General features: G+C 75.4%; 20 protein-coding genes. 14 read left to right on the top strand and 6 right to left on the bottom strand.

What is annotated here, in order from left to right:
- The coding region (locus SLP03_RS26515) for an FtsX-like permease family protein (RefSeq protein ID WP_319463357.1) at nucleotides 1-2,537 on the bottom strand (2,537 nt) is incomplete at its 3' end.
- A 98-nt stretch (nucleotides 2,538-2,635) separates the two neighbouring features.
- On the opposite strand from SLP03_RS26515, the gene SLP03_RS26520 reads away from it, so the two are divergent.
- On the top strand, nucleotides 2,636-3,241 hold the full coding sequence (locus SLP03_RS26520) for a PadR family transcriptional regulator (protein WP_319463358.1): 606 nt from the start codon (nucleotides 2,636-2,638) through the stop codon (nucleotides 3,239-3,241).
- A gap of 28 nt (nucleotides 3,242-3,269) precedes the next feature.
- Here SLP03_RS26520 and SLP03_RS26525 read toward each other — a convergent pair whose 3' ends face one another.
- The 3 genes from SLP03_RS26525 to SLP03_RS26535 form a co-directional block, all read right to left on the bottom strand.
- Nucleotides 3,270-4,379: a threonine aldolase family protein gene (locus SLP03_RS26525; protein WP_319463359.1), complete on the bottom strand. Its 1,110-nt coding sequence runs from the start codon at nucleotides 4,377-4,379 to the stop codon at nucleotides 3,270-3,272.
- Nucleotides 4,376-5,563, bottom strand: coding sequence for a pyridoxal phosphate-dependent aminotransferase (locus SLP03_RS26530; RefSeq protein ID WP_319463360.1), 1,188 nt, complete (start codon nucleotides 5,561-5,563; stop codon nucleotides 4,376-4,378). The genes SLP03_RS26525 and SLP03_RS26530 overlap by 4 nt, the downstream gene beginning before the upstream one ends.
- A 69-nt stretch (nucleotides 5,564-5,632) precedes the next feature.
- Entirely contained in the window at nucleotides 5,633-6,409 is a 777-nt protein-coding gene (locus tag SLP03_RS26535) for an MmpS family transport accessory protein (protein ID WP_319463361.1), read from the bottom strand.
- Nucleotides 6,410-6,670: 261 nt separating this feature from the next.
- Between SLP03_RS26535 and glmS the strand changes: the two genes are divergently transcribed.
- Nucleotides 6,671-8,584 carry a glutamine--fructose-6-phosphate transaminase (isomerizing) gene (gene glmS, locus SLP03_RS26540; protein ID WP_319463362.1) on the top strand — a complete coding sequence of 638 codons (1,914 nt, stop codon included), beginning with the start codon at nucleotides 6,671-6,673 and terminating at the stop codon, nucleotides 8,582-8,584.
- Nucleotides 8,585-8,640: 56 nt separating this feature from the next.
- On the opposite strand, the gene SLP03_RS26545 is transcribed toward glmS, so the two are convergent.
- Complete coding sequence (locus SLP03_RS26545) at nucleotides 8,641-10,299, bottom strand: alpha/beta hydrolase (RefSeq protein ID WP_319463363.1); 1,659 nt, start codon at nucleotides 10,297-10,299, stop codon at nucleotides 8,641-8,643.
- Nucleotides 10,296-10,592, bottom strand: coding sequence for a type VII secretion target (locus SLP03_RS26550; RefSeq protein ID WP_319463364.1), 297 nt, complete (start codon nucleotides 10,590-10,592; stop codon nucleotides 10,296-10,298). The genes SLP03_RS26545 and SLP03_RS26550 overlap by 4 nt, the downstream gene beginning before the upstream one ends.
- Before the next feature lie 236 nt (nucleotides 10,593-10,828).
- On the opposite strand from SLP03_RS26550, the gene SLP03_RS26555 reads away from it, so the two are divergent.
- From SLP03_RS26555 to SLP03_RS26610, 12 genes are all read left to right on the top strand, one after another.
- Nucleotides 10,829-11,197 (top strand): holo-ACP synthase, encoded by a 369-nt coding sequence (locus SLP03_RS26555; RefSeq protein WP_319463365.1) that lies wholly within the window; start codon nucleotides 10,829-10,831, stop codon nucleotides 11,195-11,197.
- 47 nt (nucleotides 11,198-11,244) lie between these two features.
- Nucleotides 11,245-12,714 (top strand): NAD(P)H-hydrate dehydratase, encoded by a 1,470-nt coding sequence (locus tag SLP03_RS26560; RefSeq protein ID WP_319463366.1) that lies wholly within the window; start codon nucleotides 11,245-11,247, stop codon nucleotides 12,712-12,714.
- Nucleotides 12,715-12,794: 80 nt separating this feature from the next.
- Nucleotides 12,795-13,913 carry an alanine racemase gene (gene alr, locus SLP03_RS26565; RefSeq protein WP_319463367.1) on the top strand — a complete coding sequence of 373 codons (1,119 nt, stop codon included), beginning with the start codon at nucleotides 12,795-12,797 and terminating at the stop codon, nucleotides 13,911-13,913.
- A gap of 55 nt (nucleotides 13,914-13,968) precedes the next feature.
- A complete protein-coding gene (locus SLP03_RS26570) occupies nucleotides 13,969-15,060 on the top strand; it encodes an alpha/beta hydrolase (protein ID WP_319463368.1) in 1,092 nt (363 codons plus the stop codon).
- A complete protein-coding gene (gene tsaE, locus SLP03_RS26575) occupies nucleotides 15,057-15,539 on the top strand; it encodes a tRNA (adenosine(37)-N6)-threonylcarbamoyltransferase complex ATPase subunit type 1 TsaE (protein ID WP_319463369.1) in 483 nt (160 codons plus the stop codon). Before SLP03_RS26570 ends, tsaE begins: the two co-directional genes overlap by 4 nt.
- Nucleotides 15,540-15,594: 55 nt before the next feature.
- Complete coding sequence (gene ung / locus SLP03_RS26580; protein ID WP_319463370.1) at nucleotides 15,595-16,296, top strand: uracil-DNA glycosylase; 702 nt, start codon at nucleotides 15,595-15,597, stop codon at nucleotides 16,294-16,296.
- A gap of 182 nt (nucleotides 16,297-16,478) precedes the next feature.
- Nucleotides 16,479-17,156, top strand: coding sequence for a tRNA (adenosine(37)-N6)-threonylcarbamoyltransferase complex dimerization subunit type 1 TsaB (gene tsaB, locus SLP03_RS26585; RefSeq protein ID WP_319463371.1), 678 nt, complete (start codon nucleotides 16,479-16,481; stop codon nucleotides 17,154-17,156).
- Nucleotides 17,153-17,611, top strand: coding sequence for a ribosomal protein S18-alanine N-acetyltransferase (rimI, locus tag SLP03_RS26590; RefSeq protein WP_319463372.1), 459 nt, complete (start codon nucleotides 17,153-17,155; stop codon nucleotides 17,609-17,611). The genes tsaB and rimI overlap by 4 nt, the downstream gene beginning before the upstream one ends.
- A 5-nt stretch (nucleotides 17,612-17,616) precedes the next feature.
- A complete protein-coding gene (tsaD, locus tag SLP03_RS26595) occupies nucleotides 17,617-18,663 on the top strand; it encodes a tRNA (adenosine(37)-N6)-threonylcarbamoyltransferase complex transferase subunit TsaD (protein ID WP_319463373.1) in 1,047 nt (348 codons plus the stop codon).
- 31 nt (nucleotides 18,664-18,694) lie between these two features.
- The gene (locus SLP03_RS26600; RefSeq protein ID WP_319463374.1) at nucleotides 18,695-18,949 is read left to right on the top strand and encodes a hypothetical protein; all 255 of its coding nucleotides are present in this window, start codon (nucleotides 18,695-18,697) and stop codon (nucleotides 18,947-18,949) included.
- Nucleotides 18,950-19,052: 103 nt separating this feature from the next.
- Nucleotides 19,053-20,759, top strand: a complete 1,707-nt coding sequence (locus tag SLP03_RS26605) for an ABC transporter ATP-binding protein (RefSeq protein WP_319463375.1) — start codon at nucleotides 19,053-19,055, stop codon at nucleotides 20,757-20,759.
- Entirely contained in the window at nucleotides 20,756-22,504 is a 1,749-nt protein-coding gene (locus SLP03_RS26610) for an ABC transporter ATP-binding protein (RefSeq protein WP_319463376.1), read from the top strand. Before SLP03_RS26605 ends, SLP03_RS26610 begins: the two co-directional genes overlap by 4 nt.
- Nucleotides 22,505-22,601: the final 97 nt, after the last annotated feature.

Below are 22,601 nucleotides of genomic sequence, written 5' to 3' on the forward strand. Positions count from 1 at the left end.
GCCCGATCCCGGATGTTGAGGTAGAGCACGTCGGCGACCGCGGCGGCGCCCAGCCGCACCGTCGCCACGGCGGCCATGGCGTCCGCGCCGCGCACGCTCAGCGACACCGTGTCGCCGAGCAGGCTGCCGACGATCGCGCCACGGAAGGCGTACGCGGCGGCGGTGACCAGGGTCAGCGCGGCCACGCCGATTGCGAGCGCGCCGGCCCCGAGCAGGGTGCGGCCGGGGGTGCGGACCAGGTTGACCAGGGCCAGGCCGGGCAGGGTGCGCGGTCGGCGTACCCATCGGGCGGTCGCCACCGGCGGCCGCAGCGCGGCGGCCGGGTGGGCGCGCGCGGCCCGCAGCGCCGGCGCCAGGCCCGCGACCAGCGCCAACAGCAGGGCCACGGGTACGGCCAGCAGCGCCCGCCGCCAGTCGAGGCCGATGTCGAGCGCCGCGCCGAGCGGGAACGCCAGCCCGACGGAGAGCAGCCCGGCGGCGAGGCCCAGCGCGGCGACCTCGCCGAGGATCAGCGCCCCGATCCGCCGGGCCGGCCAACCCAGGCAGGAGAGCACCGCCAGCTCGGGCCGGCGGTCCCGGACGGCGGCGGAGACCGCGTTGCCGAGGAACAGCACGCAGACCACCAGCACCAGGACGAAGAGCGCGACGCTCTTCCGATCGACCGCCTTCGTGATGACCGAGGCGACACCGAGCGCGGACCAGTTCTCCGTCAGCCGAAGCTCGGGCCGGCCGAACGACCCGGCCGGCAGTTCCACGGTCTGCGGGGCGGGGGAGGAACCGAGGGTGACGTCGACGTCCAGGCCGGTGACCCGGTTTATCTGCTCGGCGATCAGCCGGACCCGCTCGGCGGAGCGCTCGCTGTAGCCGTCCACGTCGGCGACCCGCACCCGGATGGCGCTGATCGGCGCCTTCAGCTGCGGGCTGCTGCCGCCTTCGAGGAGCTTCGGCACGCTGCCCAGGTTGGTCAGCAGCAGCGGCGGGGCGGAGAGGTAGCCGGCCGGGTTGCCGCTCGGCTCCAGCGATCTCCCACCCAGCGCGGCGCGGCTGCGCGCGTCGGCGCCCTGCGCCACCGGCGGCTCGTACGTCTCCAGCGGCACCTTGCCGAGGTCGCTGAACCCGGTCAGCTTCTCCGGGTCGAAGACGCCCACGGACACCCACTGCCGCGCCTCGTCGGAGTTCTGCGACAGGCGCAGCTCGGTCAGCGGGCGGAACGGGATGTCCTCGGTCAGCCAGGGGCGGGCCAGCGAGGTGAGGGTCATGGCGTCGCCGTAGATGCCGGGGTTGGCGGCGGCGGTACGGGGCCGCAGCGTCCCGTCCGGTAGCTGGTCGTACCCCGTCTGGCCGGGCTGGACGACCCGGTGGAGCTCCCCCCAGCAGCACTCGTGAACGCCCTGGCCGGCGGTGAGCTGTGCCCGGTACGCGCCCACCGAGTCGCGTTCGAGGCCGCCGGCCGGTACGGCGGGTGCGCCACGCAGCGTCCGGGCCAACGCGTCCGGGGCGACGTCGCCGATGCTGCCCCGCGGCGTGATCCGGGTCCAGGTGGTGCGGATCGCGCCGTCCAAATACGGCCGGGCGCTGATCAGCACGGGCAGGGCGTGGCTGCGGAAACCGTGCGGGCTCTGCGTCTGCGGGGCGTCGGCGGCGGTGAGGGGGCGGCCGTCCACCACCGCGCCGGAGAGCCCGACCAGCCGCTGTTCGGCGTCCGGGTCGACGGCCGCGAGCAGGAACGGCACGGTCAGCCGCAGTGGCGCGACGAGCCGATCCGACGACCGGGCGAGCGGCGAGCCCGGTGCGGCCGGTTCGCGAGCCTCGAAGCGCCCGTCGGGCAGCAGCCGGAACGCCTCCACCGACCAGGTCTGCCGCTCGGAGAGGGTGGCCAGGATGCTGTCCTGGTCCCAGCGCGGGTTGCACACTGGCACGCTCCGCCCGCCCGGCAGCACCTCGCGCGGCACGGGGCCGCACACCTCCGAGTCGTACGTGCGGCCGTCGCTGTACCTGAGGGCGTCGAGCCGGAACTCGTCGGCGATCTGCGGATAGAGCAGCGGATGCTTGGTGACGTAGACGTAGACCGGCTGGGCCGGGGCGTGGGTGAGGCCCCGCTCGGCGAGGAAGGTCCGGTCGACCCGGATGACCTGGCGGTCCAGCGACCGGTCGATCGCGTCGGTCAGGTCGACCGGCATTTCGATGGGTGTGGTCGAGTAGCCGAGCATGGCGATCGGGGCGGCCACGTCCACCCCGGCGACCGCCTTCACCTGGTCGTACTGCGCGGTGGTGATGCCGCCGTAGCTGCCGGAGAGGTAGTTGGGCCGGACCAGCCCCCGGGCGGCCTCCAGGGGCGTGCGCGTCCCCTGCGGACGGACGAGGATGTCGTACGCCGCGCGGGTGTTCCGCTCGACGGTGCCGGTGACCTCCAGTCGGGATGTGGTGGTGGCGCCGGTCAGGACGACGAAACCGGTGGTCGCCACCAGTACGCCGGCCAGCAGCGCCACCGACCGTCCCGCACGGCCACGTAGCTGCCCCCAGATGAAACGGAACATGTCGCGCCTCCCCGTGTGCTGAGCACACTGTGCGCGATACATTGTGACAATGCAAGACCCCTTCGGGCGGACGCGCCCGGACCGGATTGGAGGAGACGGTGGCGATCCAGCATGCGGTCCTGGCCCTGCTCGCCCGTGGCCCCAGCTACGGCTACGAGCTGAAGGGCGCCTTCGAGCAGGCGGTCGGCCCGCAGTGGGGCCCGCTCAACATCGGGCACCTCTACCAGATCCTGGAGCGGCTCTCTCGGGACGGCCTGGTGGTCGCCGAGCGGCAGGCCCAGCCGGTCAAGCCCGACCGGGTGGTCTACGAGATCACGCGGGAGGGGCGGACCGAGCTTGACCGCTGGCTCGTCGAGCCGAGCCCCCGCAGCGGCGGCTTCCGCGACGACTTCTTCCTCAAGGTCACCGCCGCGGCCCGCTCCGGCGAGCCGGTGACCGTCCGGACCGTGCTCGGTAACCAGCGCGGGCACCTGATGCGGGAGCTGCGCAACCTCGACGGGCTGCGCCGCCGGGCGGACGACCCGGTGGTGCGGCTGCTCCTCTCGGCCGCCAGCCGGCACGTGGAGGCCGACCTCGCCTTCGTCGACGACGCCGAGTCGGCGCTGCTCGCCGACGGCGGCGCGGTGCTCGGCACGCTGGCGGCGGGCAGCGCCGGGACCGCCGCGCCGGCGGAGGGCACCGGCCCGGCCCGCGCGGCCGGCTGACCACCAGGCGGTCGTCTGACGGCGGCGGTCAGGCCCTGGACACCCGGCGCAGGAAGCGGTCGGCCAGGTCGGTGATCTGGTCCGCGCCCAGCTCCAGGGCCGGGCCGGCGACCGTCACCTCGGCCGTCGCCACGCCGGGCACCTCGGTGTCCCGCCAGCCGCTGACGAACCAGGCCTTCTCCTCCTCGGCGAGCGCCAGGTTGGCGTCGTTCAGCGCATCCGCCAGGTGCGGCAACCAGAGCCGGAACTGGTGGGTGTGCGGCGGCGCAGGGTGGACCCGCGCGTCGGGCAGGCCGGCCAGCGCCTCCGCCACCCGCTTCGCGTGGGCGACGTAGGCGGGCAGCCGGGGCAGCTCGCCGTCCAGGCCGGCCAGCGCGGACAACGCCGCCGGCCACTGCTGGAACAGGTTGCCGCCGTAGCGGTGCCGCCAGGCCCGGGCGTAGCGGACCAGCTCGGCCGTGCCGGCCAGGGCGGCGCCCGAGTGGCCGCCGAGGGACTTGTAGAACGAGACGTAGACGCTGTCGGCCAGCCCGGCGACCTCGGCCAGCGAGTGCCCCAGGTGGACGGTGGACTCCCAGAGCCGGGCGCCGTCCAGGTGCACCCGGAAGCCACGCTCCCGGGCTGCCCCGACCACCGCGACCAGCTCGTCCCAGCTGGGCAGGACGAAACCCGCGTCCCGCAGCGGCAGCTCCAGCAGCAGGGTGCCGACCGGCTCGTCCAGCCCGGCGATCTCCGCCGCGGTCGGATTGCGTGGCGCGCCCGTGGTCCGTACCGCGCGGAGGCCGCCGAGCGCGGCGTACGCGTCCCGCTCGTGCAGCAGCGGGTGGCTCAGCGGGTGCAGGCCCACGGCGTCCCGACCGGTCAGCTCGGCGCCGTACCGCATGGCGACCTGCTGAGCCATCGTGCCGGTGGGGAAGAAGGCGACCGCCTCCGTGCCCAGCAGCTCGGCCACCCGGCGCTCCACCGCCTCGACCGCCCCGCCCTCGCCGTAGAAGTCGGGCAGCAGCTCGTCGGTCGCGGTCGCCCGGATCGTGTCGAGCTGCTCGGCCACCGAGGTCGGCCGGATCCCGGAGAGCACGGTGTCGCAGCCGCGCAGCGCCGCCACCCGGCGGACCCGATCGGTGTACTCGTCGGTCATCGGTGCTCCTTAAGTCGGCGCAACCGGGCCACCGCCTCGGTGAGCACCTCGGGTCGCTTGCAGAAGGCGAAGCGGACCAGCCGCCGGCCCGCCTCCGCGTTGTCGTAGAACACCTGCGTCGGCACCGCCACCACGCCGCACCGCTCGGGCAGCGACCGGCAGAACTCCACCCCGTCCCGGCCGCCCAACGCGGTGACGTCGGCGGTGACGAAGTACGTCCCGTCCGGCGCGTACACCTCGAAGCCGGCGTCGGCGAGCCCGGCGACGAGCTGGTCGCGCCGCCGCCGCAGCCCGTCGGCGAAGTCCTCGAAGTACGCGTCCGGCAGGGCGAGCGCCACGGCCACCGCCGGTTGCAGCGGGCCGGCGTTGACGAAGGTGAGGAACTGCTTGACCCGCAGCACCGCGGAGACCAGCGGCGCGGGCCCGCTCACCCAGCCGACCTTCCAGCCGGTGCAGGAGAACGTCTTGCCGGCCGAGGAGATCCGCAGCGTCCGCTCCCGCATGCCCGGCAGCGTGGCCAGCGGCACGTGCGGCGCGGCGGCGTCGGGGAAGACCAGGTGCTCGTACACCTCGTCGGTGACCGCGTAGGCGTCGTGCCCCCGGCACAGCTTCGCGACCAGCGCCAGCTCGTCCGGGGTGAACACCTTGCCGGTGGGGTTGTGCGGCGAGTTGAGCAGCACCAGCCGGGTCCGTGGCCCGAACGCCGCGCCCAGCTCCGCCGGGTCGAAGGCGTACCGGCCGTCGGCGGCGGGACGCAGCGTGACCGGGCGGCGGACCGCGCCGGCCAGCGCGATCGAGGCGGCGTACGAGTCGTAGTAAGGCTCGAAGCAGACCACCTCGTCGCCCGGCTCGCACAGGGCGAGGATGCTGGCGGCGATCGCCTCGGTGGCGCCGGCCGTCACCACGATCTCGCCGTCCGGGTCGTACTCCAGCCCCCAGAACCGGCGTTGGTGGGCGGCGACGGCCGCGCGCAGCGCCGGGATCCCCGGGCCCGGCGGGTACTGGTTGTGCCCGGAGCGCAGCGCCTCGGCGGCCGCGGCCAGCATCTCCGGCGGGCCGTCGGTGTCGGGGAACCCCTGGCCGAGGTTGACCGCCCCGGTACGCACGGCGAGCGCGGACATCTCGGCGAAGATGGTGGTGCCGAACGGCCGCATCCGGGCCACCAGGGGGTCGGTCGTCGTCACGCGGGCCAGCCTACGGTCCGCCACCGACGCCGCAAGCCCGCCGCCGACCCCGCGACCACCGCGCCGGTCCTACCAACCGAAGCAGGCCGTCCCCCACCTGCCGGTGACCTGTGAGACGACCTTCCCGTTGATGGTGATCCGGCAGGTCACCTTGCCGGTGCCCGCCGGGTCGCCCGGCGAGGCGATGAGCTGCACCCGCTGGCGGTCGTTGGCGGTGAACGCCAGCCGCCACGGCGACCGCATCCCGTCGAGCTGGAAGAAGTCGCCGTTGGCGTCGTAGAACTGGAGGTCCACCGGGTTGGCGCCGGTCACCTCGTACACGACCTTCAGCCGGCCGGGCCCGCCGGACGGGGTGGCGGCCGGGTTTTGGGAGGTCCCCTGGGTGGCGCCGCCGGTGTCCCCGGTGACGTCGTTCCCCGGCTCGCCCGGGTACGGCTCGTCGAAGGGTTCACCGGTGGCCGTCGGCTCCGAGCGGACGGCGCCGAGGAAGCCGGCCACCCCGAGGCAGCCGCACACGCCGAGCGCCAGGACGGTCACCACGGCGATGACGACCGCGGCGATCCGGCCGCCGCCGGTGGGCGGTGGCGGCGCGCCCGGATGCGCGTACGGCGGCGGGTCGCCGGGCGGCGGCCAGCCCGGCGGCGCGGACGCGAGCGAGGGCTGGCCGGCCGACGGGGGAAAGCCGGCGGTCGGGGCCGGCGACCAGGGAGCAGGTGCCGTCCACGGCTGGGGGGCGGCCAGTGGGTCCGGCGGCGCCCACGGCGTCGGGGTGGGCGCGGACGTCGGGTCGGTCGGGGTCCATCCGCCCGGCGGCTGCGGGTCGGGGGAGGGGGTCGCCTCGGACATCACGTCAGCTCGCAGGGGACGGGCGCGGAGACATCCGCGGAGGGATCGGGGTGCCGTGCCGGGCCGTCGCCCGGCGGCGGGCCCTCAATGTACGCGGCCGACGCCGCCCGCCGGTGACCCGGACGACACGCCCGGCGGGCCGTCCGGGCCGGGTGATATGTCCAATCCTTCGCCGGTGTTCACCTGATCGCTCAAATTAAGTGATCGTTTACCGCACTTCCGAGCAGACGCGATGAGCGAAGCTGGGTTAGGCTCGGGATCATGTGTGGAATCGTGGGTTACGCCGGCGCGCGCCCGGCGCTCGGCATCGTGCTGGACGGACTGCGGCGGCTGGAGTACCGCGGCTACGACTCGGCCGGCGTCGCCATCGTCTGCGACGACCAGCTGCTGACCGAGAAGAAGGCCGGCAAGCTGGCCAACCTGGAGAAGGTGCTCGCCGAGCGGGCCGCCGTCGACCCGGAGTCCTGCGCCGCCAGCCCGATCGGCATCGGCGACGGCACCACCGGCATCGGCCACACCCGCTGGGCCACCCACGGCGGTCCCACCGACCGCAACGCCCACCCGCACGTCGCCCCCGACGGCCGGGTCGCGGTGATCCACAACGGCATCATCGAGAACTTCGCCAAGCTCCGCACCGAGCTGGAGTCCGACGGCGTCGAGTTCGTCAGCGACACCGACACCGAGTGCGCCGCGCACCTGCTCGCCGCCGCGCTGGCCGACCTGCGCGCGGCCGGCGAGATGGACAGCCCGCAGCTGCTTGCCTCCGCCATGCGGGTGGTCTGCCGGCGGCTGGAGGGCGCGTTCACCCTGCTCGCCGTCGACGCCGGCATCCCCGGCGCGGTGGTCGGCGCCCGGCGCAATTCGCCGCTGGTGGTCGGCCGCGGCGACGGGGAGAACTTCCTCGCCAGCGACGTGGCCGCGTTCATCGAGCACACCCGCGACGCGGTCGAGCTGGGCCAGGACCAGATCGTCCTGATCACCACGGACAGCATCGAGATCACCGACTTCGCCGGGCAGCCCGCCACCGGCAAGGACTTCCACGTCGACTGGGACGCCTCGGCCGCCGAGAAGGGCGGTTACGACTGGTTCATGCTCAAGGAGATCGAGGAGCAGCCGCAGGCGATCGCCGACACGCTGCTCGGCCGGCTCACCGAGACCGGTGAGATCGCCCTCGACGAGGTCCGCCTCAGCGAGCAGGACCTGCGCGACGTCGACAAGATCTTCATCGTCGCCTGCGGCACCTCGTACCACTCCGGGCTGGCCGCCAAGTACGCCATCGAGCACTGGACCCGCATCCCCTGCGAGGTCGAGCTGGCCAGCGAGTTCCGCTACCGCGACCCGGTCCTCGACCGGTCCACCCTGATCGTGGTGATCTCGCAGTCCGGCGAGACCATGGACACCCTGATGGCGCTGCGGCACGCCAAGGAGCAGAAGGCCCGGGTGCTGGCCATCTGCAACACCAACGGCTCCACGATCCCGCGCGAGTCGGACGCCGTGCTCTACACCCACGGCGGTCCGGAGATCGCCGTCGCCTCCACCAAGGCGTTCCTCACCCAGCTCGTCGCCTGCTACCTGATCGGCCTGTACCTGGCACAGGTGCGCGGGATCAAGTTCGCCGACGAGGTGGGCGCGGTGGTCGCCCAGCTCCAGGAGATGCCGGGCAAGCTGCGCGAGCTGCTCGACCGGATCGAGCCGGTCCGCGAGCTGGCCCGCGAGCTGAAGTCCGAGCCGACGGTGCTCTTCATCGGCCGGCACGTCGGCTACCCGGTGGCCCTGGAGGGCGCGCTCAAGCTCAAGGAGCTGGCGTACATGCACGCCGAGGGCTTCGCCGCCGGCGAGCTGAAGCACGGCCCGATCGCGCTGATCGACAAGGGCACGCCGGTGATCTGCGTGGTCCCGTCGCCGGTCGGCCGGGGCATGCTGCACGACAAGGTCGTCTCCAACATCCAGGAGGTCCGCGCCCGCGGCGCCCGGACCATCGTGATCGCGGAGGAGGGCGACGAGGCGGTCGTCCGCTACGCCGACCACCTGATCTACGTGCCGCGTACGCCGACCCTGCTGGCCCCGCTGGTCACCACGGTGCCGCTGCAGGTGTTCGCCGCCGAGATCGCCGCCGCCCGCGGGCACGACGTCGACCAGCCGCGCAACCTGGCCAAGTCGGTCACCGTCGAGTAGTCGGCTGCCGTCCGCTCCGGGGCCCCTCCACCACGCGGTGGAGGGGCCCCGCGCATTCACCCGCCCAGTACGACCCGGGCCATCCCGTCCAGGGCGGGGTTGCCCGCCTCCCAGTAGCCGGTGTGGCCGTACCGGCCGCTGGGGAAGCGCCGGCCGCCGAAGCCCGGATCGCTCGGGTCGTGCCCGAACCACAGCTCGTGCCCGGGCGGGTGGAGCAGCGCCGCCGCCGGGCCGAGCGGCGTCGCGCCGAACACCGCCCGCCGGGCCAGCTCGTCGGGCGGCCGGGCCAGCCGGATCACGTCGTCCGGCGCGGTGCTCGCCCACACCTGACCGGCCGGCATCCGCAACTCGGCGGCGTGTTCCACGCCCACCCCGGGGGAGCCCACGAAGACCAGCGCGTCGGCGCTCAACCCGTGGTCCCGGGCGGCCGTACCCACCACCACCGACCCGTAGCTGTGCCCGAGCACCGTGTGCCGGGCCGGCGGCCCCTCGTGGGACGCGCGCAACCCCTCCTGGAACCGGTGCAGCGCCGGCCCCGCGTCCCGGGCCTGCCCGCCCCACGCCGCCTCGTGGAGGAAGTCCGGGGCGTCGTAGTCCAGCCAGAGCACCGCCGCCGTCTCCTCGGCCGGGGCGAGCGCGGCGCAGCGGTCCAGCACCCGGGTCGCCCGGCCCAGCTCGCCCGGGGCGTCGGCCAGGTCCGCGGTCATCCCGGGCACGTACGTCAGCACCGCGCCGGCCCGGTCCGGGTTGCCCAGCGCCACGATCGCCCGCCCGTCGCCGGCCGGGTCGAGCCCCAACAGGTACGCCCGGGGTGGCCCCGACGCGGCCAACCGCTCGGCGAGCGCGTCCAGGCCGCGCAGCGCCGCCGCCACCCGCGCCAGCCCGGCCACCTCCAGCGGACCGCGGGGCGCCCGGCTCAGCAGCCCCCGCTCCCGCGCCAGCAGGGCCGCCCGCCGCGCGGCCAGCAGCAGCCGGTTGGCCTGGTCCCGGGCGGTCACCGGCACCCCGTCGAGGCGACCGACCAGGGCCGGCTCGTGCGCCACCAGCCACCGGCGCTCGGCCGGCGTGAGCCCCGCCCACCAGCGGCCCACCTCGCCCGGACCGGCGCCGGTCGGGGGACGCCCGACCGGCGGGATGCTCACCCAGCCCGCGCCGGCCGCCGCCGACAAACCGGCCAACCGGGCGGTCGCCTCCCGATCCGCCGCCCCGGCCAGCGCCACCGCCTGGTGGACCGCCGCCGCCACCTGGGCCACCCCCGGGCCGACCCGCTCGGCGGGACGTGGCACGGCCGGATCCGCCCGGACCCGGCCCGACCGGTCGATCAGCAGCCGGCCCTGGTCGGCGAGGGCGACGGCCGCGGCGAGCCGGGCCTTCGCCCCGCGCAACCGGGCGGCGAACTCGGCGAGCACCTGTTCGACCTCGATCAGCGCGGGCAGCACGCCGGTCAGCTCGGTGCGCTGCGCGGTGACCCGCTCCCGCGCCGCGTCGCCGGCCGCGCCGGACCAGGCGGGACGCAGGCCGGCCACCCGGGCGTCCAGGGCGTCGGCCCGGTGCCGCACCGGACCGGTCGACCCGCGCCAGGCCGCGCCGGCGGCGGCCCAGGCGCCCGGGTCGGCGGACCAGAGCTGGGCGTACCCCACCACCTGCGACGCGTCGGGCGTAGCCACCGGCGACGCGACGTACCGGGCCGCCGGGGGCCCGGGGCGGCGGGTCACCGGGGCACTCCGGCCAGGCGTCGGGCGGCCCGCTCGTCGACCGCCTCGTAGCCGTCCGCCGCGACCCGGACCGCGTCGGCGGTGTCCGCCACCCGGGCCGCCAGCGCCCCGCACCAGCGATGCACCGCCGACTCCAGCTCGGCCAGCGCCGCCCCGGCGCGCCAGCCGTCGGCCGGCAGCACCAGCCCCGGCACCCCGGCCAGCCCGTGCGCCAGCGCGTACGCGTCGTCGCCCAGCGCCCGAGCCGCCTCGCGCAGCAACTCGGGCTGGACGGTGAACGGCACCTCCGTCATCGGCGGACTCCCCGGCTCGGCTGCCGCCGACGGGAGACGCCGGCGGCGGATCGACGCCCACCCCGGCGACGATCCGGGGCCGGGCGGGCAACGAGGACGACGCTAGGCAGCGGCCGGCCCCGGGTGCCGGCCCTGTGGACGACGGGCGGTGGTCGTACCCGCCGGTCGTCCACAGGCGTTGCCCACCGCGGACCCGGTGGCTAATCTGCGCCCCCCACCGCCGGTAGGGTGAGTGCGTGATCGTGGCTGTCGGCATCGACGTCGTGCTGGTGGACCGGTTCGCCCGGGCCCTCGCGCGGACGCCGCTGCTCTCCGACCGGCTCTTCACCGAGGCCGAGCGATACACCCGGTCGGGCAACCCGCGCTCGCCGGAGTCGATGGCCGCCCGCTTCGCGGCCAAGGAGGCGGTGGCCAAGGCGCTCGGCGCCCCGGCCGGGCTGAGCTGGCACGACTGCGAGGTCGTGCCCGACCCGGACGGCCGGCCCTGGCTGACCGTCTCCGGCACGGTCGCCGCCGCGTCGGCCGAGCGCGGGATCAACCGCTGGCATCTGTCGTTGTCGCACGACGGCGGAATCGCGTCGGCCATGGTGGTCGCGGAACGCTGAGCTGACCGGCGGGCCGCCCGGTCCGCCCACCAACGGGACGGGGTGGCATGAAACCGGTGTGGCGGGTCGCGGACGTACGTGCGGCGGAGGCGGGACTGATGGCCACCCTCCCGCCGGGGACGCTGATGCAGCGGGCCGCCGCCGGGCTTGCCCGCCGCTGCGCGCTGCTGCTGGCCGACCGGGGCGGGGTCTACGGCGGCCGGGTGCTGCTGCTGGTCGGCTCCGGTGACAACGGCGGCGACACCCTCTGGGCGGGCGCGCACCTGGCCCGGCGCGGGGCGGCCGTCTCCGTCCTGCTGCTGAACCCCGGCCGGGCGCACGCCGAGGGGCTGGCCGCGCTCCGGGCCGCCGGCGGGCGGCTGGTCGACCGGCCCCCGGCCCCGGTCGACCTGGTGCTCGACGGCATCGTCGGGATCGGCGGCAGCGGCGGGCTGCGGGAGACCGCCGACCAGTTGGCGGCGAGCCTCGTCCGGCACCGCGGGCGGGACGGCGCCCGGGCCACCGTGGTGGCGGTGGATGTGCCCAGCGGCGTGGCGGTGGACACCGGGCACGTGCCGCTGACCGCGTCCGGCCGGCCGAGCGCGGTGCACGCGGACGTGACGGTGGCCTTCGGCGCGCTGAAGCCGGCCCTGGTGGTCGGGCCGGCCGCCGAGCTGGCCGGGCACGTCGAGTTGGTCGACATCGGGTTGGCGCCGTGGCTGCGCGGGTCGCCGGCGCTGCGGGTGACCGAGTGGTCGGACGTGGCCGACTGGTGGCCGCAGCTCGGCGCGGCCTCGGAGAAGTACACCCGGGGCGTGGTCGGGGTGGCGACCGGGTCGGCGACGTACCCGGGGGCGGCCGTGCTCTCGGTCTCCGGCGCGCTGGCCGGGCCCACCGGCATGATCCGCTACGCCGGCGGGGCGCGCGCGGAGGTGCTGCACCAGCACCCGTCGGTGATCGCCACCGGCCGGGTCGCGGACGCGGGCCGGGTGCAGGCCTGGGTCTGCGGTTCCGGGCTGGGCATCGGCGAGGAGTCCGCCGCCGAACTGCGGGCGGTGCTCGCCGCGCCGGTGCCGGTGGTGCTCGACGCCGACGGGCTCACCCTGCTGGTGGACGGCAAGCTGGCCCACCGGCTGCGCGACCGGGACGCCCCGATCGTGGTGACCCCGCACGACCGGGAGTACGCCCGGCTCTGCGGCGAGAGCCCGGGCGCGGACCGGGTGGCGGCCGCGCTGCGGCTGGCCGCCTGGATGAACGCGGTGGTGCTGCTCAAGGGGGACCGCACGATCATCGGCACGCCGGACGGCCGGGCGTACGTCAACCCGACCGGCACCCCGGCGCTGGCCACCGGGGGCACCGGGGACGTGCTCGCCGGGCTGCTCGGCTCGCTGCTCGCCGCCGGGGTGCCGGCGGACCGGGCGGCCGCCGCGGCGGCGTACCTGCACGGGCTGGCCGGCCGGGAGGCGGCCCGGAGCGGTCCGGTGACCGCGCCCGACGTGGCCACCGCCCTCCGTCCGGTGCTGGCCCGGCTGCCCTGACCGCCCGGCCGGGCCGCGCCCGGGCGGGTCCGACCGCGGCTGCGACCCGGCGTGATCACCGCCGGAAGTAGGCTGGGGGCATGTGGCAGTCGGAGGTGCGCGTCGACCTGGACGCGATCCGGGAGAACGTGACCCGGCTGAAGTCGGGCACCAGCGCCGAGCTGATGGCGGTGGTGAAGGCCGACGGGTACGGCCACGGCATGGTCCCGGCCGCCCGGGCGGCGCTCGACGCGGGCGCCGACTGGCTCGGTGTCTGCACCCTCGACGAGGCGCTGGCCCTGCGCCGGGAGGGGATCACCGCGCCGGTGCTGGCCTGGCTGCTGAGCCCGGGGCTGCCGCTGCACGACGGGGTCGCCGTCGGTGTGGACCTGGGTTGCGCCAGCCTGCCGCAGCTTGACGAGATGATCGAGGCCAGCCGGCGGGCGGACCGCCCGGCCCGGCTGCACCTGAAGATCGACACCGGGCTGTCCCGGGGTGGGGCGACCGTCGCCGACTGGCCCACCCTGCTGGAGGCCGCCGCGAAGGCCCAGGCCGACGGCCTGGTCGAGGTGGTCGGGGTGTGGAGCCACTTCGTGTACGCGGACCTGCCCGGGCACCCCACCACGGACCGGCAGCTCGCCGTCTTCCAAGAAGGGCTGGCCATGGTCGAGCGGGCCGGGCTGCGCCCGCGCTACCGGCACCTGGCCAACTCCGCCGCCACGCTGACCCGCCCGGACACCCACTTCGACCTGGTCCGCCCGGGGCTGGCGATCTACGGCCTCTCCCCGGTGGCCGGCGAGCGGTACGGGCTGCGCCCGGCGATGACCGCCCGGGCCCGGGTGATGCTGACCAAGCGGGTGCCGGCCGCCACCGGCGTCTCCTACGGCCACACCTACCTGACCGAGCGGGAGGCGAACCTGGCGGTGGTGCCGCTCGGCTACGCCGACGGGGTGCCCCGGCACGCCTCCAACACCGGTCCGGTGCAGCTCGGCGGCAAGCGGCGGACTATCTCCGGCCGCGTCTGCATGGACCAGTTCGTGCTGGACTGCGGCGACGACGAGATCGCCGCCGGTGACGTGGCGACCCTCTTCGGCAGCGGCGCGGACGGCGAGCCGACGGCCGACGACTGGGCCGAGGCGGTCGGCACCATCAACTACGAGATCGTGACCCGGTTCGGCGGGGTCCGGGTGCCCCGCGTCTACGACGGCGAGCGGCCGTGAGCGCGAGGAGCGAGCCGGGGTTGCGAGCCCCGCAGTCGCGAGCCGAGGTAGCACTGTGAGCCAACGGTTCCGCATCCCCCGGCCCCGAACCGCGGCCGGCAAGGTCGCCGGCGTGGTCGGCGCCGCCGTCGGTGTGGCCGCCGCCGGGCTCGCCGCGGGCGTGGTGAGCGAGCGGGTCCTGATCCGCCGGCTCAAGGGCGACCCCGCCGATCCGTACGCCCGCGAGGTCTTCGGCCAGCAGCGGTACGACGAGTCGTACCGGTTCGAGATGCCGGACGGCACCGACATCCATGTGGAGGTGGTCGAGCCGACCCGCCCGGTCGACGGGCACCCGACCGTGGTGCTGGTGCACGGTTTCTGCCTGGACATGGGGACATTCCACTTCCAGCGGGAGATGCTCGCCGCGCGCGGCGACTACCGGATCGTCGCGTACGACCAGCCGGGGCACGGCCGGTCGGGCCGGCTGGAGACCGGGGAGTACGACCTGGCCGCGCTGGGTCGGACGCTGCGTCGGGTGATCGACGAGACCGCGCCGGAGGGGCCGCTGGTGCTGGTCGGCCATTCGATGGGCGGAATGACCATCATGGCCCTGGCCGAGCTCTACCCGGAGATGTTCGGCGACCGGGTGGTCGGCACGGTGCTGATGGCCACCTCGGGCGGCCTGATCGCGGAGACGAAGCTGGTGGCGCCCGCGCTGCTCGGCCGGGTCGGTGCCCCGGTGCTCTACATGATGAGCAACGCCACCCGGTACGGCGGCTCGGTGATCGACAAGGCCCGAAAGTCGACCACCAACGTCGCCTGGCTGCTGACCCGCAGGTACGGCTTCGGCACCCCGAAGCCCAGCCCGGCGCTGGTCTCGTACGTGGAGACGATGAACTCGCGGACCTCGGCCGACACGGTGACCCGCTACCTGCGGACCCTGGCCACCCACTCCCGGTTCCCTGCGCTGGCCGCGCTGGCCGGCACGCCGGTGCTGGTCGTCGTGGGGGACAAGGACATGATCACCCCGGTGATCCACTCCGAGGAGATCGTCCGGCGGCTGCCGCACGCCGAGTTCGTCAAGATCCACGACAGCGGGCACGTGGTGATGCTGGAGCACGCCGACGAGGTCAACGTGGCGCTCAAACGCTTCCTGGAGGGGCTGTGACCGTCGTCGTCACGCTGCCGGCGGTCGAGGACACCCACGGGTTCGGCCGGCGGCTGGCCGGCGTGCTGCGCGCCGGTGACCTGCTGCTGCTCAGTGGCCCGCTCGGCGCGGGCAAGACCGCGCTCACCCAGGGCGTCGGCGCCGGCCTCGGCGTGCGCGGCGACATCACCTCGCCGACCTTCGTGATCGCCCGGGTGCACCGGCCGGACCCCGCGCGGGGCGGCACGGTGACGCTGGTGCACGCCGACGCGTACCGGCTGGGGGAGGCGGCGGACCCGCGCGCCGAGATCGACGACCTGGACCTGGACGCCTCGGTGGACGAGGCGGTGACCGTGGTCGAGTGGGGCGAGGGGATGGTCGAGCAGTTGGTCGAGGCCCACCTGCGGGTCCGCATCGACCGACGCGAGGACGACACCCGGGTGGTGACCCTGGAACCGGTCGGCGGCGACTGGGCGGAGCGCCTCGCCACCCTCGACTGACGGGCTGTCGTACCCGCTGCCTACAGTGCCCGGGACCGACTGCGAAAGGTTGCCGATGCCCGACGACGCACCCACCCTCGACCTGCTGGCACTCCTCCCCGACGAGTGGTGGGCCGTGCTCACCCCGCACCTCGACCCGGCCCGCACCGCGGCGCTGGCCGAGTTCGTCGCCCGGGAGTACGCGACCCAGACCGTGTTCCCCCCGGTCGAGGATCTCTTCTCCGCCTACCGGCTGTGCGGGCCGGCGGAGTGCCGGGTGCTGATCCTCGGGCAGGACCCCTACCACCGGGCAGGGCAGGCGCACGGGCTCAGCTTCAGCGTGCGCGAGGGGGTGACGGTGCCGCCGTCGCTGCGCAACGTCTTCAAGGAGCTGGGCGAGGACCTCGGCGTGCCGAAGCCGCGCAGCGGCAACCTCGACGGCTGGGCCGCGCAGGGCGTGCTGCTGCTCAACTCGGTGCTCACGGTCCGGCAGGCCACCCCCGGCTCGCACGCCAACTCGGGGTGGGCGGAGTTCACCGACGCCACCATCCGCGCCCTGGACGCCCTCGACCAGCGGGTGGTCTTCCTGCTCTGGGGCGGGTACGCCCGCAAGAAGGCGGCCCTGGTCACCAACCCGCGGCACGTGGTGCTGGAGGCCGGTCACCCGAGCCCGATGAACCCGCGCGGCTTCCTCGGCAGCCGTCCGTTCAGCGCGGCCAACAAGGCGCTCGCCGACGCCGGCCTGCCCACCATCGACTGGGAGCGCTCAGCCGGCTGACCCCGCCCGGTCCGCTCCGGCGGCCCGCGGTGCGCGCGGCGGCTCGCCAGCCCGGTCGTCGGCCTGAGCGCCTGCTCTGGGCGCTGCGACTGCGAGACGGGCGCGTCCACGGCCGCCGTCCCGGCTTGGGCGGGACGGGGTGTGACCGGGTGTGAGCGGGGAGCCGACTAGGCTGGCATACCGTGCTCGTACTGGTGGTGGACTCCTCGACGCCCGCGGTGACTGCGGCGCTGGTCGAGGTCTCGGCGGACGGCGTCACGGCCCGCGCGCAGCGGTGCACGGTCGACGCCCGGGCGCACGGTGAGCTGCTCGCCCCGCAGGTCGAGGCGGTGCTGGCCGACGCCGACGCCCGCCCCGCCGACCTGGCCGCGATCGTCGCCGGGCTCGGTCCCGGACCGTTCACCGGGCTGCGGGTCGGCCTGGTCACCGCCGCCACCATGGGCCAGGTGCTCGGCATCCCCACGTACGGCGTCTGCTCGCTGGACGGCATCGGCCACCCGGTCGCGGCCGGCGAGCCGGTCCTGGCCGCCAGCGACGCCCGCCGCCGGGAGGTCTACTGGGCCGTCTACGACGGCGCCGGCCAGCGGATCGCCGGGCCGAACGTGGACGCCCCCGCGGTCGCCGGCGAGCGCGCCCGCGACCTGGCCGTCACCGTGGCCGTCGGCGACGGCGCGCACCGGTACGCGGAGATCCTCGGCCTGCCACTGCGGACCGAGCCGCGCTACCCGGACGCGATGGCGCTGGCCGGGCTGGCCGCCGAGCGGGTCCGTGCGGGCGCTCCCGGCGAACGGCTCACCCCGCTCTACCTGCGCCGCCCGGACGCCGTGGCGGCGTCCGGGCACAAGCCGGTCCTGCCATGAGCGTGAGCGCGGTGGGGCTGAGCCGGTTCCGGTGGTGGCACATCGACCAGGTGCTGCCGATCGAGGCGGACCTCTTCGGCGTCGAGCAGTGGTCCCCGGCGATGTTCTGGAACGAGTTGGCCAACGGGCACCACTACCTGGTCGCCACCGACGACGACGGAACCGTGCTCGGCTACGCCGGGCTCACCGTGGCGCCGCCCGATGAGGCCTGGGTGCAGAACATCGCGGTCCGCCGGGACGCCCAGCGCCGGGGCATCGGCCGGCTCCTGCTGGAGGCGCTGCTCGCCGAGGCGGACCGGCGCGGCGCCCGCAGCACCCTGCTGGAGGTCGCGGCGGACAACGGCCCGGCCCAGCGGCTCTATGCCACCTACGGCTTCGAGCCGATCGGGGTGCGGCGCGGCTACTACCAACCGAGCAACACCGACGCGCTGGTCATGCGGCGCAACGAGGACTGATGAGCATGGCTGACGAACCGCTGATCCTCGGTATCGAGACCTCCTGCGACGAGACCGGCGTGGGCATCGTGCGCGGGCACACCCTGCTCGCCGACGCGCTGGCCTCCAGCGTCGAGGAGCACGCCCGGTTCGGCGGCGTGGTGCCCGAGGTGGCCAGCCGGGCCCACCTGGAGGCGATCGTGCCGACCATGGACCGGGCCCTCGCCGAGGCCGGAGTGACCATCGCCGACATCGACGCGATCGCGGTCACCTCCGGCCCGGGCCTGGTCGGCGCGCTGCTCGTCGGCGTGGCCGCGGCCAAGGGCTACGCCGTCGCCGCCGAGAAGCCGATCTACGGGGTGAACCACCTCGCCGCGCACGTCGCCGTGGACACCCTGGAACACGGGCCGCTGCCCGAGCCGGCGATCGCCCTGCTGGTCTCCGGCGGGCACTCCTCGCTGCTGCTCGTCGACGACCTGGCCCGCGGGGTCACCCCGCTCGGCTCGACCATCGACGACGCCGCCGGCGAGGCGTTCGACAAGGTGGCCCGGCTGCTCGGGCTGCCCTTCCCCGGCGGCCCGTGGATCGACCGGGAGTCCCGGGCCGGCGACGCCGGCGCCATCGGCTTCCCGCGCGGGCTGACCGCCGCCAAGGACCTGGCCGCCCACCGGTACGACTTCTCCTTCTCGGGCCTGAAGACCGCGGTGGCCCGCTGGGTGGAGGCGCGACAGCGGGCCGGCGAGCCGGTGCCGGTGGCCGACGTGGCCGCGTCGTTCCAGGAGGCGGTCTGCGACGTGCTGGTCAGCAAGGCGCTGGACGCCTGCCGGACGAGCGGCGTCGACACGTTGGTGATCGGCGGGGGAGTGGCCGCCAACTCCCGGCTGCGGGCGATGGCGGAGCACCGGGCGGCGAAGCACGGCATCCGGGTCCGGGTGCCCCGGCCGAACCTCTGCACCGACAACGGCGCGATGGTCGCCGCGCTCGGTTCGCACCTGGTGGCCTCGGGCGTCGCGCCGAGCCGCCTCGATCTGCCCGCCGACTCCGCCATGCCGCTGACCGTGGTCAGCGTCTGACGTGCCGCCCGCCGCTGACGAGAGGCACGACGTGATCGTACGGATGTGGGAGGCGCGCGCCGAGACCTACGGGTTCGCCGACCTGATCACCTGGGTCTGCGACACCGCCCTGCCCGAGTTCGAGCACGACCCGTTCCACCTGAGCAGCGAGGTGTTCTCCTCCACCGACCACCGGCTGGTGGTGATCTCCAAGTGGCGGAGCAACCCCCGGGACCTGCCGGAGCCGCCGATGCGGCTGGTGGCCCGGCCCCCGCACTCGTGGGACTTCACCCAGGTCGACCGCTGACCCGACGGCCGGCGGCCGACCTCGGGGTCAGGCCCGGAGGGTGCGCTGACCGGCGGGAATTCGGATGCGGGGGGACGTCGTGGCCGCCTAGCGTCGGGTCGTCATGCGCTTCTCACCGGCCGGCGATCCCGGCATCCCCGACGACCGGTCGGCCACCCGTTACCTGGTGTGGCTGGCCGGTCGGCACCCGTTCCTCCTCGGCTCCGGCATCGCGCTCGGCATCGTCTGGATGGTCGCCCAGGCGCTGATGCCGGCCGCCGTGGGCCGGGCGATCGACGCCGGCCTCGCCCACCGCGACCCGGACGCCCTGCTGACCTGGGGCGCCGTGCTGCTGGGGCTGGGCGTGCTCCAGGCGGTGGCCGGGATCCTGCGGCACCGCTGCGCGGTGCACAACTGGCTGGCCGCCGCGTACCGAACCGTGCAGGTCACTGTCGACACCACCAACCGGCTGGGCGCCGCGCTGCCCCGCCGGGTCACCGGCGGCGAGGTGGTCAGCATCGGTACGGCCGACATCGAGCACATCGGCAGCGCCATCGACATCACCGCGCGGGGCACCGGCTCGATCGTGGCCATCGGGACCGTGGCGGTGATCCTGCTGGACGCCTCGGTGCCGCTCGGGCTGGTGGTGGTGCTCGGCGTACCGCTGCTGATGGGCCTGGTCGGGCTGCTGATCCGGCCGCTGCACCGGCAGCAGCAGGCGTACCGGGACTCGGAGGGGCGGCTGACCGCCCGGGCCGGCGACATCGTCTCCGGGCTGCGGGTGCTGCGCGGCGTGGGTGGCGAGTCGGTGCTCTCCGCGCGGTACCGGGCGCAGTCCCAGGCGCTGCGCGCCGACGGCCTGCGGGTGGCCCGGGTCGAGTCGCTGCTGGAGGCGGCGCAGGTGCTGCTCCCCGGCGCGTTCGTGGTGCTGGTGAGCTGGCTCGGGGCCCGGTTCGCGCTGCGCGGCGAGATCAGCGCCGGCCAGCTCGTCGCCTTCTACGGCTACACCGCCTTCCTGATCAGCCCGCTGCGCAACCTGACCGAGGCGGCCGACAAGCTGACCCGGGGCCACGTCGCCGCCCGGCGGGTGGTCCGGCTGCTCCGGCTCGCCCCGGAGCTGGTCGACCGGGCCCGGCCGGTGCCGCTGCCCGTCGGCCCGGGTGAGCTGGTCGACGTCCAGTCCGGGCTGGTGCTGCGTCCGGGCCGGTTCACCGCGCTGGCCGCCACCGCACCCGAGGAGGCGGCCGCGATCGCCGACCGGCTCGGCCGGTACGTCGACGCGGACGTGACGCTGCACGGCGTACCGCTGCGGGACGTGGCGCTGGCGACGGTGCGCGAGCGGATCCTGGTGGCCGACAACGACGCGCACCTGTTCACCGGCCCGCTCCGCGCGGAGCTGGACCCGCACGACGCGGCCGACCAGGGCGCGGTGGAGGCGGCCCTGGTGGCGGCGAGCGCGACGGACATCGTGGCCGCCCTGCCCGATGGGCTGGCCGGCCGGGTGGCCGAGCGGGGCCGGGAGTTCTCCGGCGGGCAGCGGCAGCGGCTGCGGCTGGCCCGGGCGTTGGTCGCCGACCCGGAGACGCTGGTACTGGTGGAGCCGACCAGCGCGGTGGACGCGCACACCGAGGCCCGGATCGCCGATCGGCTCGACGCGGCCCGGCGGGGCCGGACCACCCTGGTCTGCACCACCAGCCCGCTCATGCTGGGCCGGGCGGAGCACGTGGTCTTCGTGGAGGACGGCAAGGTGGTGGCCGAGGGCCGGCACGACGAGCTGCTCGCCGCCGAGCCGCGGTACGCGGCCACGGTCAGCCGGGAGGAGGAGCGATGAGCAACGCCCTGCCCGTCGCCGACGCCGATCAGGTCCGCCGGTACGCCCGCACGCTGGTCCGCCGGCACCCGCGCGGCCTGGCCGTGGCGCTCGGCCTGCACGCTCTCGCCGCGGCGGCCGGCCTGGTGGCGCCTCGGCTGCTGGGCGACCTGGTGGAGGGGATCTCGCACGGCGTGTCGGCGGTGACCGTCGATCGGGTCGCGCTGGCCATCGCGGGTTTCGTGGTCGTCCAGTCGGTGCTGGTCCGGTTCGCGCACCTCGCCTCGGCCCGGCTCGGTGAGCGGGTCCTCGCCGAGCTGCGGGAGGACTTCGTCGACCGGGTGCTCGCCCTGCCGCTGTCCACGGTGGAGAAGGCCGGCACCGGCGACCTGCTCACCCGGACCTCGCGGGACGTCTCGGCGCTGTCCCGGACGGTCCGGTTCGCGGTGCCGGAGACGCTGATCGCGGTGGTGACCGCGGCGCTCGTCCTCGGCGCGCTGCTGCTGACCGGCCCGCTGCTGGCCCTGCCCTGCCTGCTCGCGGTGCCGGTGCTCTGGGTCGGCACCCGCTGGTACCTGCGCCGGGCTCCGGCGGCTTACCTGCGGGAGAACGCCGCCTATTCGGACATCACCGACGGGATCAGCGAGACCGTGGAGGGGGCGCGGACCACCGAGGCGTTGCGGCAGCAGGGCCGTCGGCGAGCCCGCAGCGACGCCGACATCCGGCGGTCGTACGCCGCCGAGCGCTACACCCTCAACCTGCGTACGGTCTTCTTCCCGGTCGCCGAGATCGGCTACGTGGTGCCGGTGGCCGCCACCCTGGTGATCGGCGGCTGGTTCCACCTGAGGGGCTGGGCCAGCCTCGGTCAGGTCACCGCGGCCACCCTCTACGTGCAGCAGCTGGTCGACCCGATCGACCGGCTGCTGTCCTGGCTGGACGAGTTGCAGGTCGGCGGCGCCTCGATGGCCCGCCTGCTCGGGGTGGCCGGCGACGGGCAGCCGGCGCCGGCGACGCCAGCCGGGTCCGCCCCGGCGGAGGGGGAGCGTCGGCTCGCCGTCCGGGACGTCCGGTACGCCTACCGGGAGGGCCACGACGTGCTGCACGGGGTGACCCTGGTGCCGCGGCCGGGGGAGAAGCTGGCCATGGTCGGCCCGTCCGGCGCCGGGAAGTCGACCCTGGGTCGGCTGCTGGCCGGGGTGCACGCGCCGGGCTCCGGTTCGGTGACGGTGGACGGCCGGCCCCTGGCCGAGCTGCCCCTGGCCGAGCTGCGCACCCACGTCGCGCTGGTCAGCCAGGAGCACCACGTCTTCATCGGCACCCTGGCGGAGAACGTGGCGATGGTCCGGCCGGAAGCGGGCGACGCCGAGGTCCGGGCCGCGCTGGCCGCCGTCGACGCGCTGGACTGGGCGGAGGCGTTGCCGGAGGGGCTGGCGACGCCGGTCGGCTCGGGCGGGCACCCGCTGTCCCCGGCGCAGGCGCAGCAGCTCGCGTTGGCCCGGCTCATCCTCGCCGATCCGCACACCCTGGTGCTGGACGAGGCGACCTCGCTGATCGACCCGCACGCCGCCCGGGAGCTGGAACGCTCCCTCGCCGCCGTGCTGGAGGGGCGGACGGTGATCGCGATCGCGCACCGGCTCTTCTCCGCGCACGACGCGGACCGGGTGGCGGTGGTCGAGGACGGCCGGATCACCGAGCTGGGCTCGCACGACGAGCTGGTCGCGGCGGGCGGCTCCTACGCCGCACTGTGGCGCTCCTGGCACGGCTGACGGACGGCTCCTGACACACACCGCTGACGGGCGCTCCTGGCACCCTGCTGACGGACGCGGCAGGCCCCCGCCGGGAAGGCGGGGGCCTGCGGTGACC

It is taken from the genome of Micromonospora sp. RTP1Z1 (assembly GCF_033804685.1).
In the GTDB taxonomy this organism is placed as follows: Bacteria; Actinomycetota; Actinomycetes; order Mycobacteriales; family Micromonosporaceae; genus Micromonospora.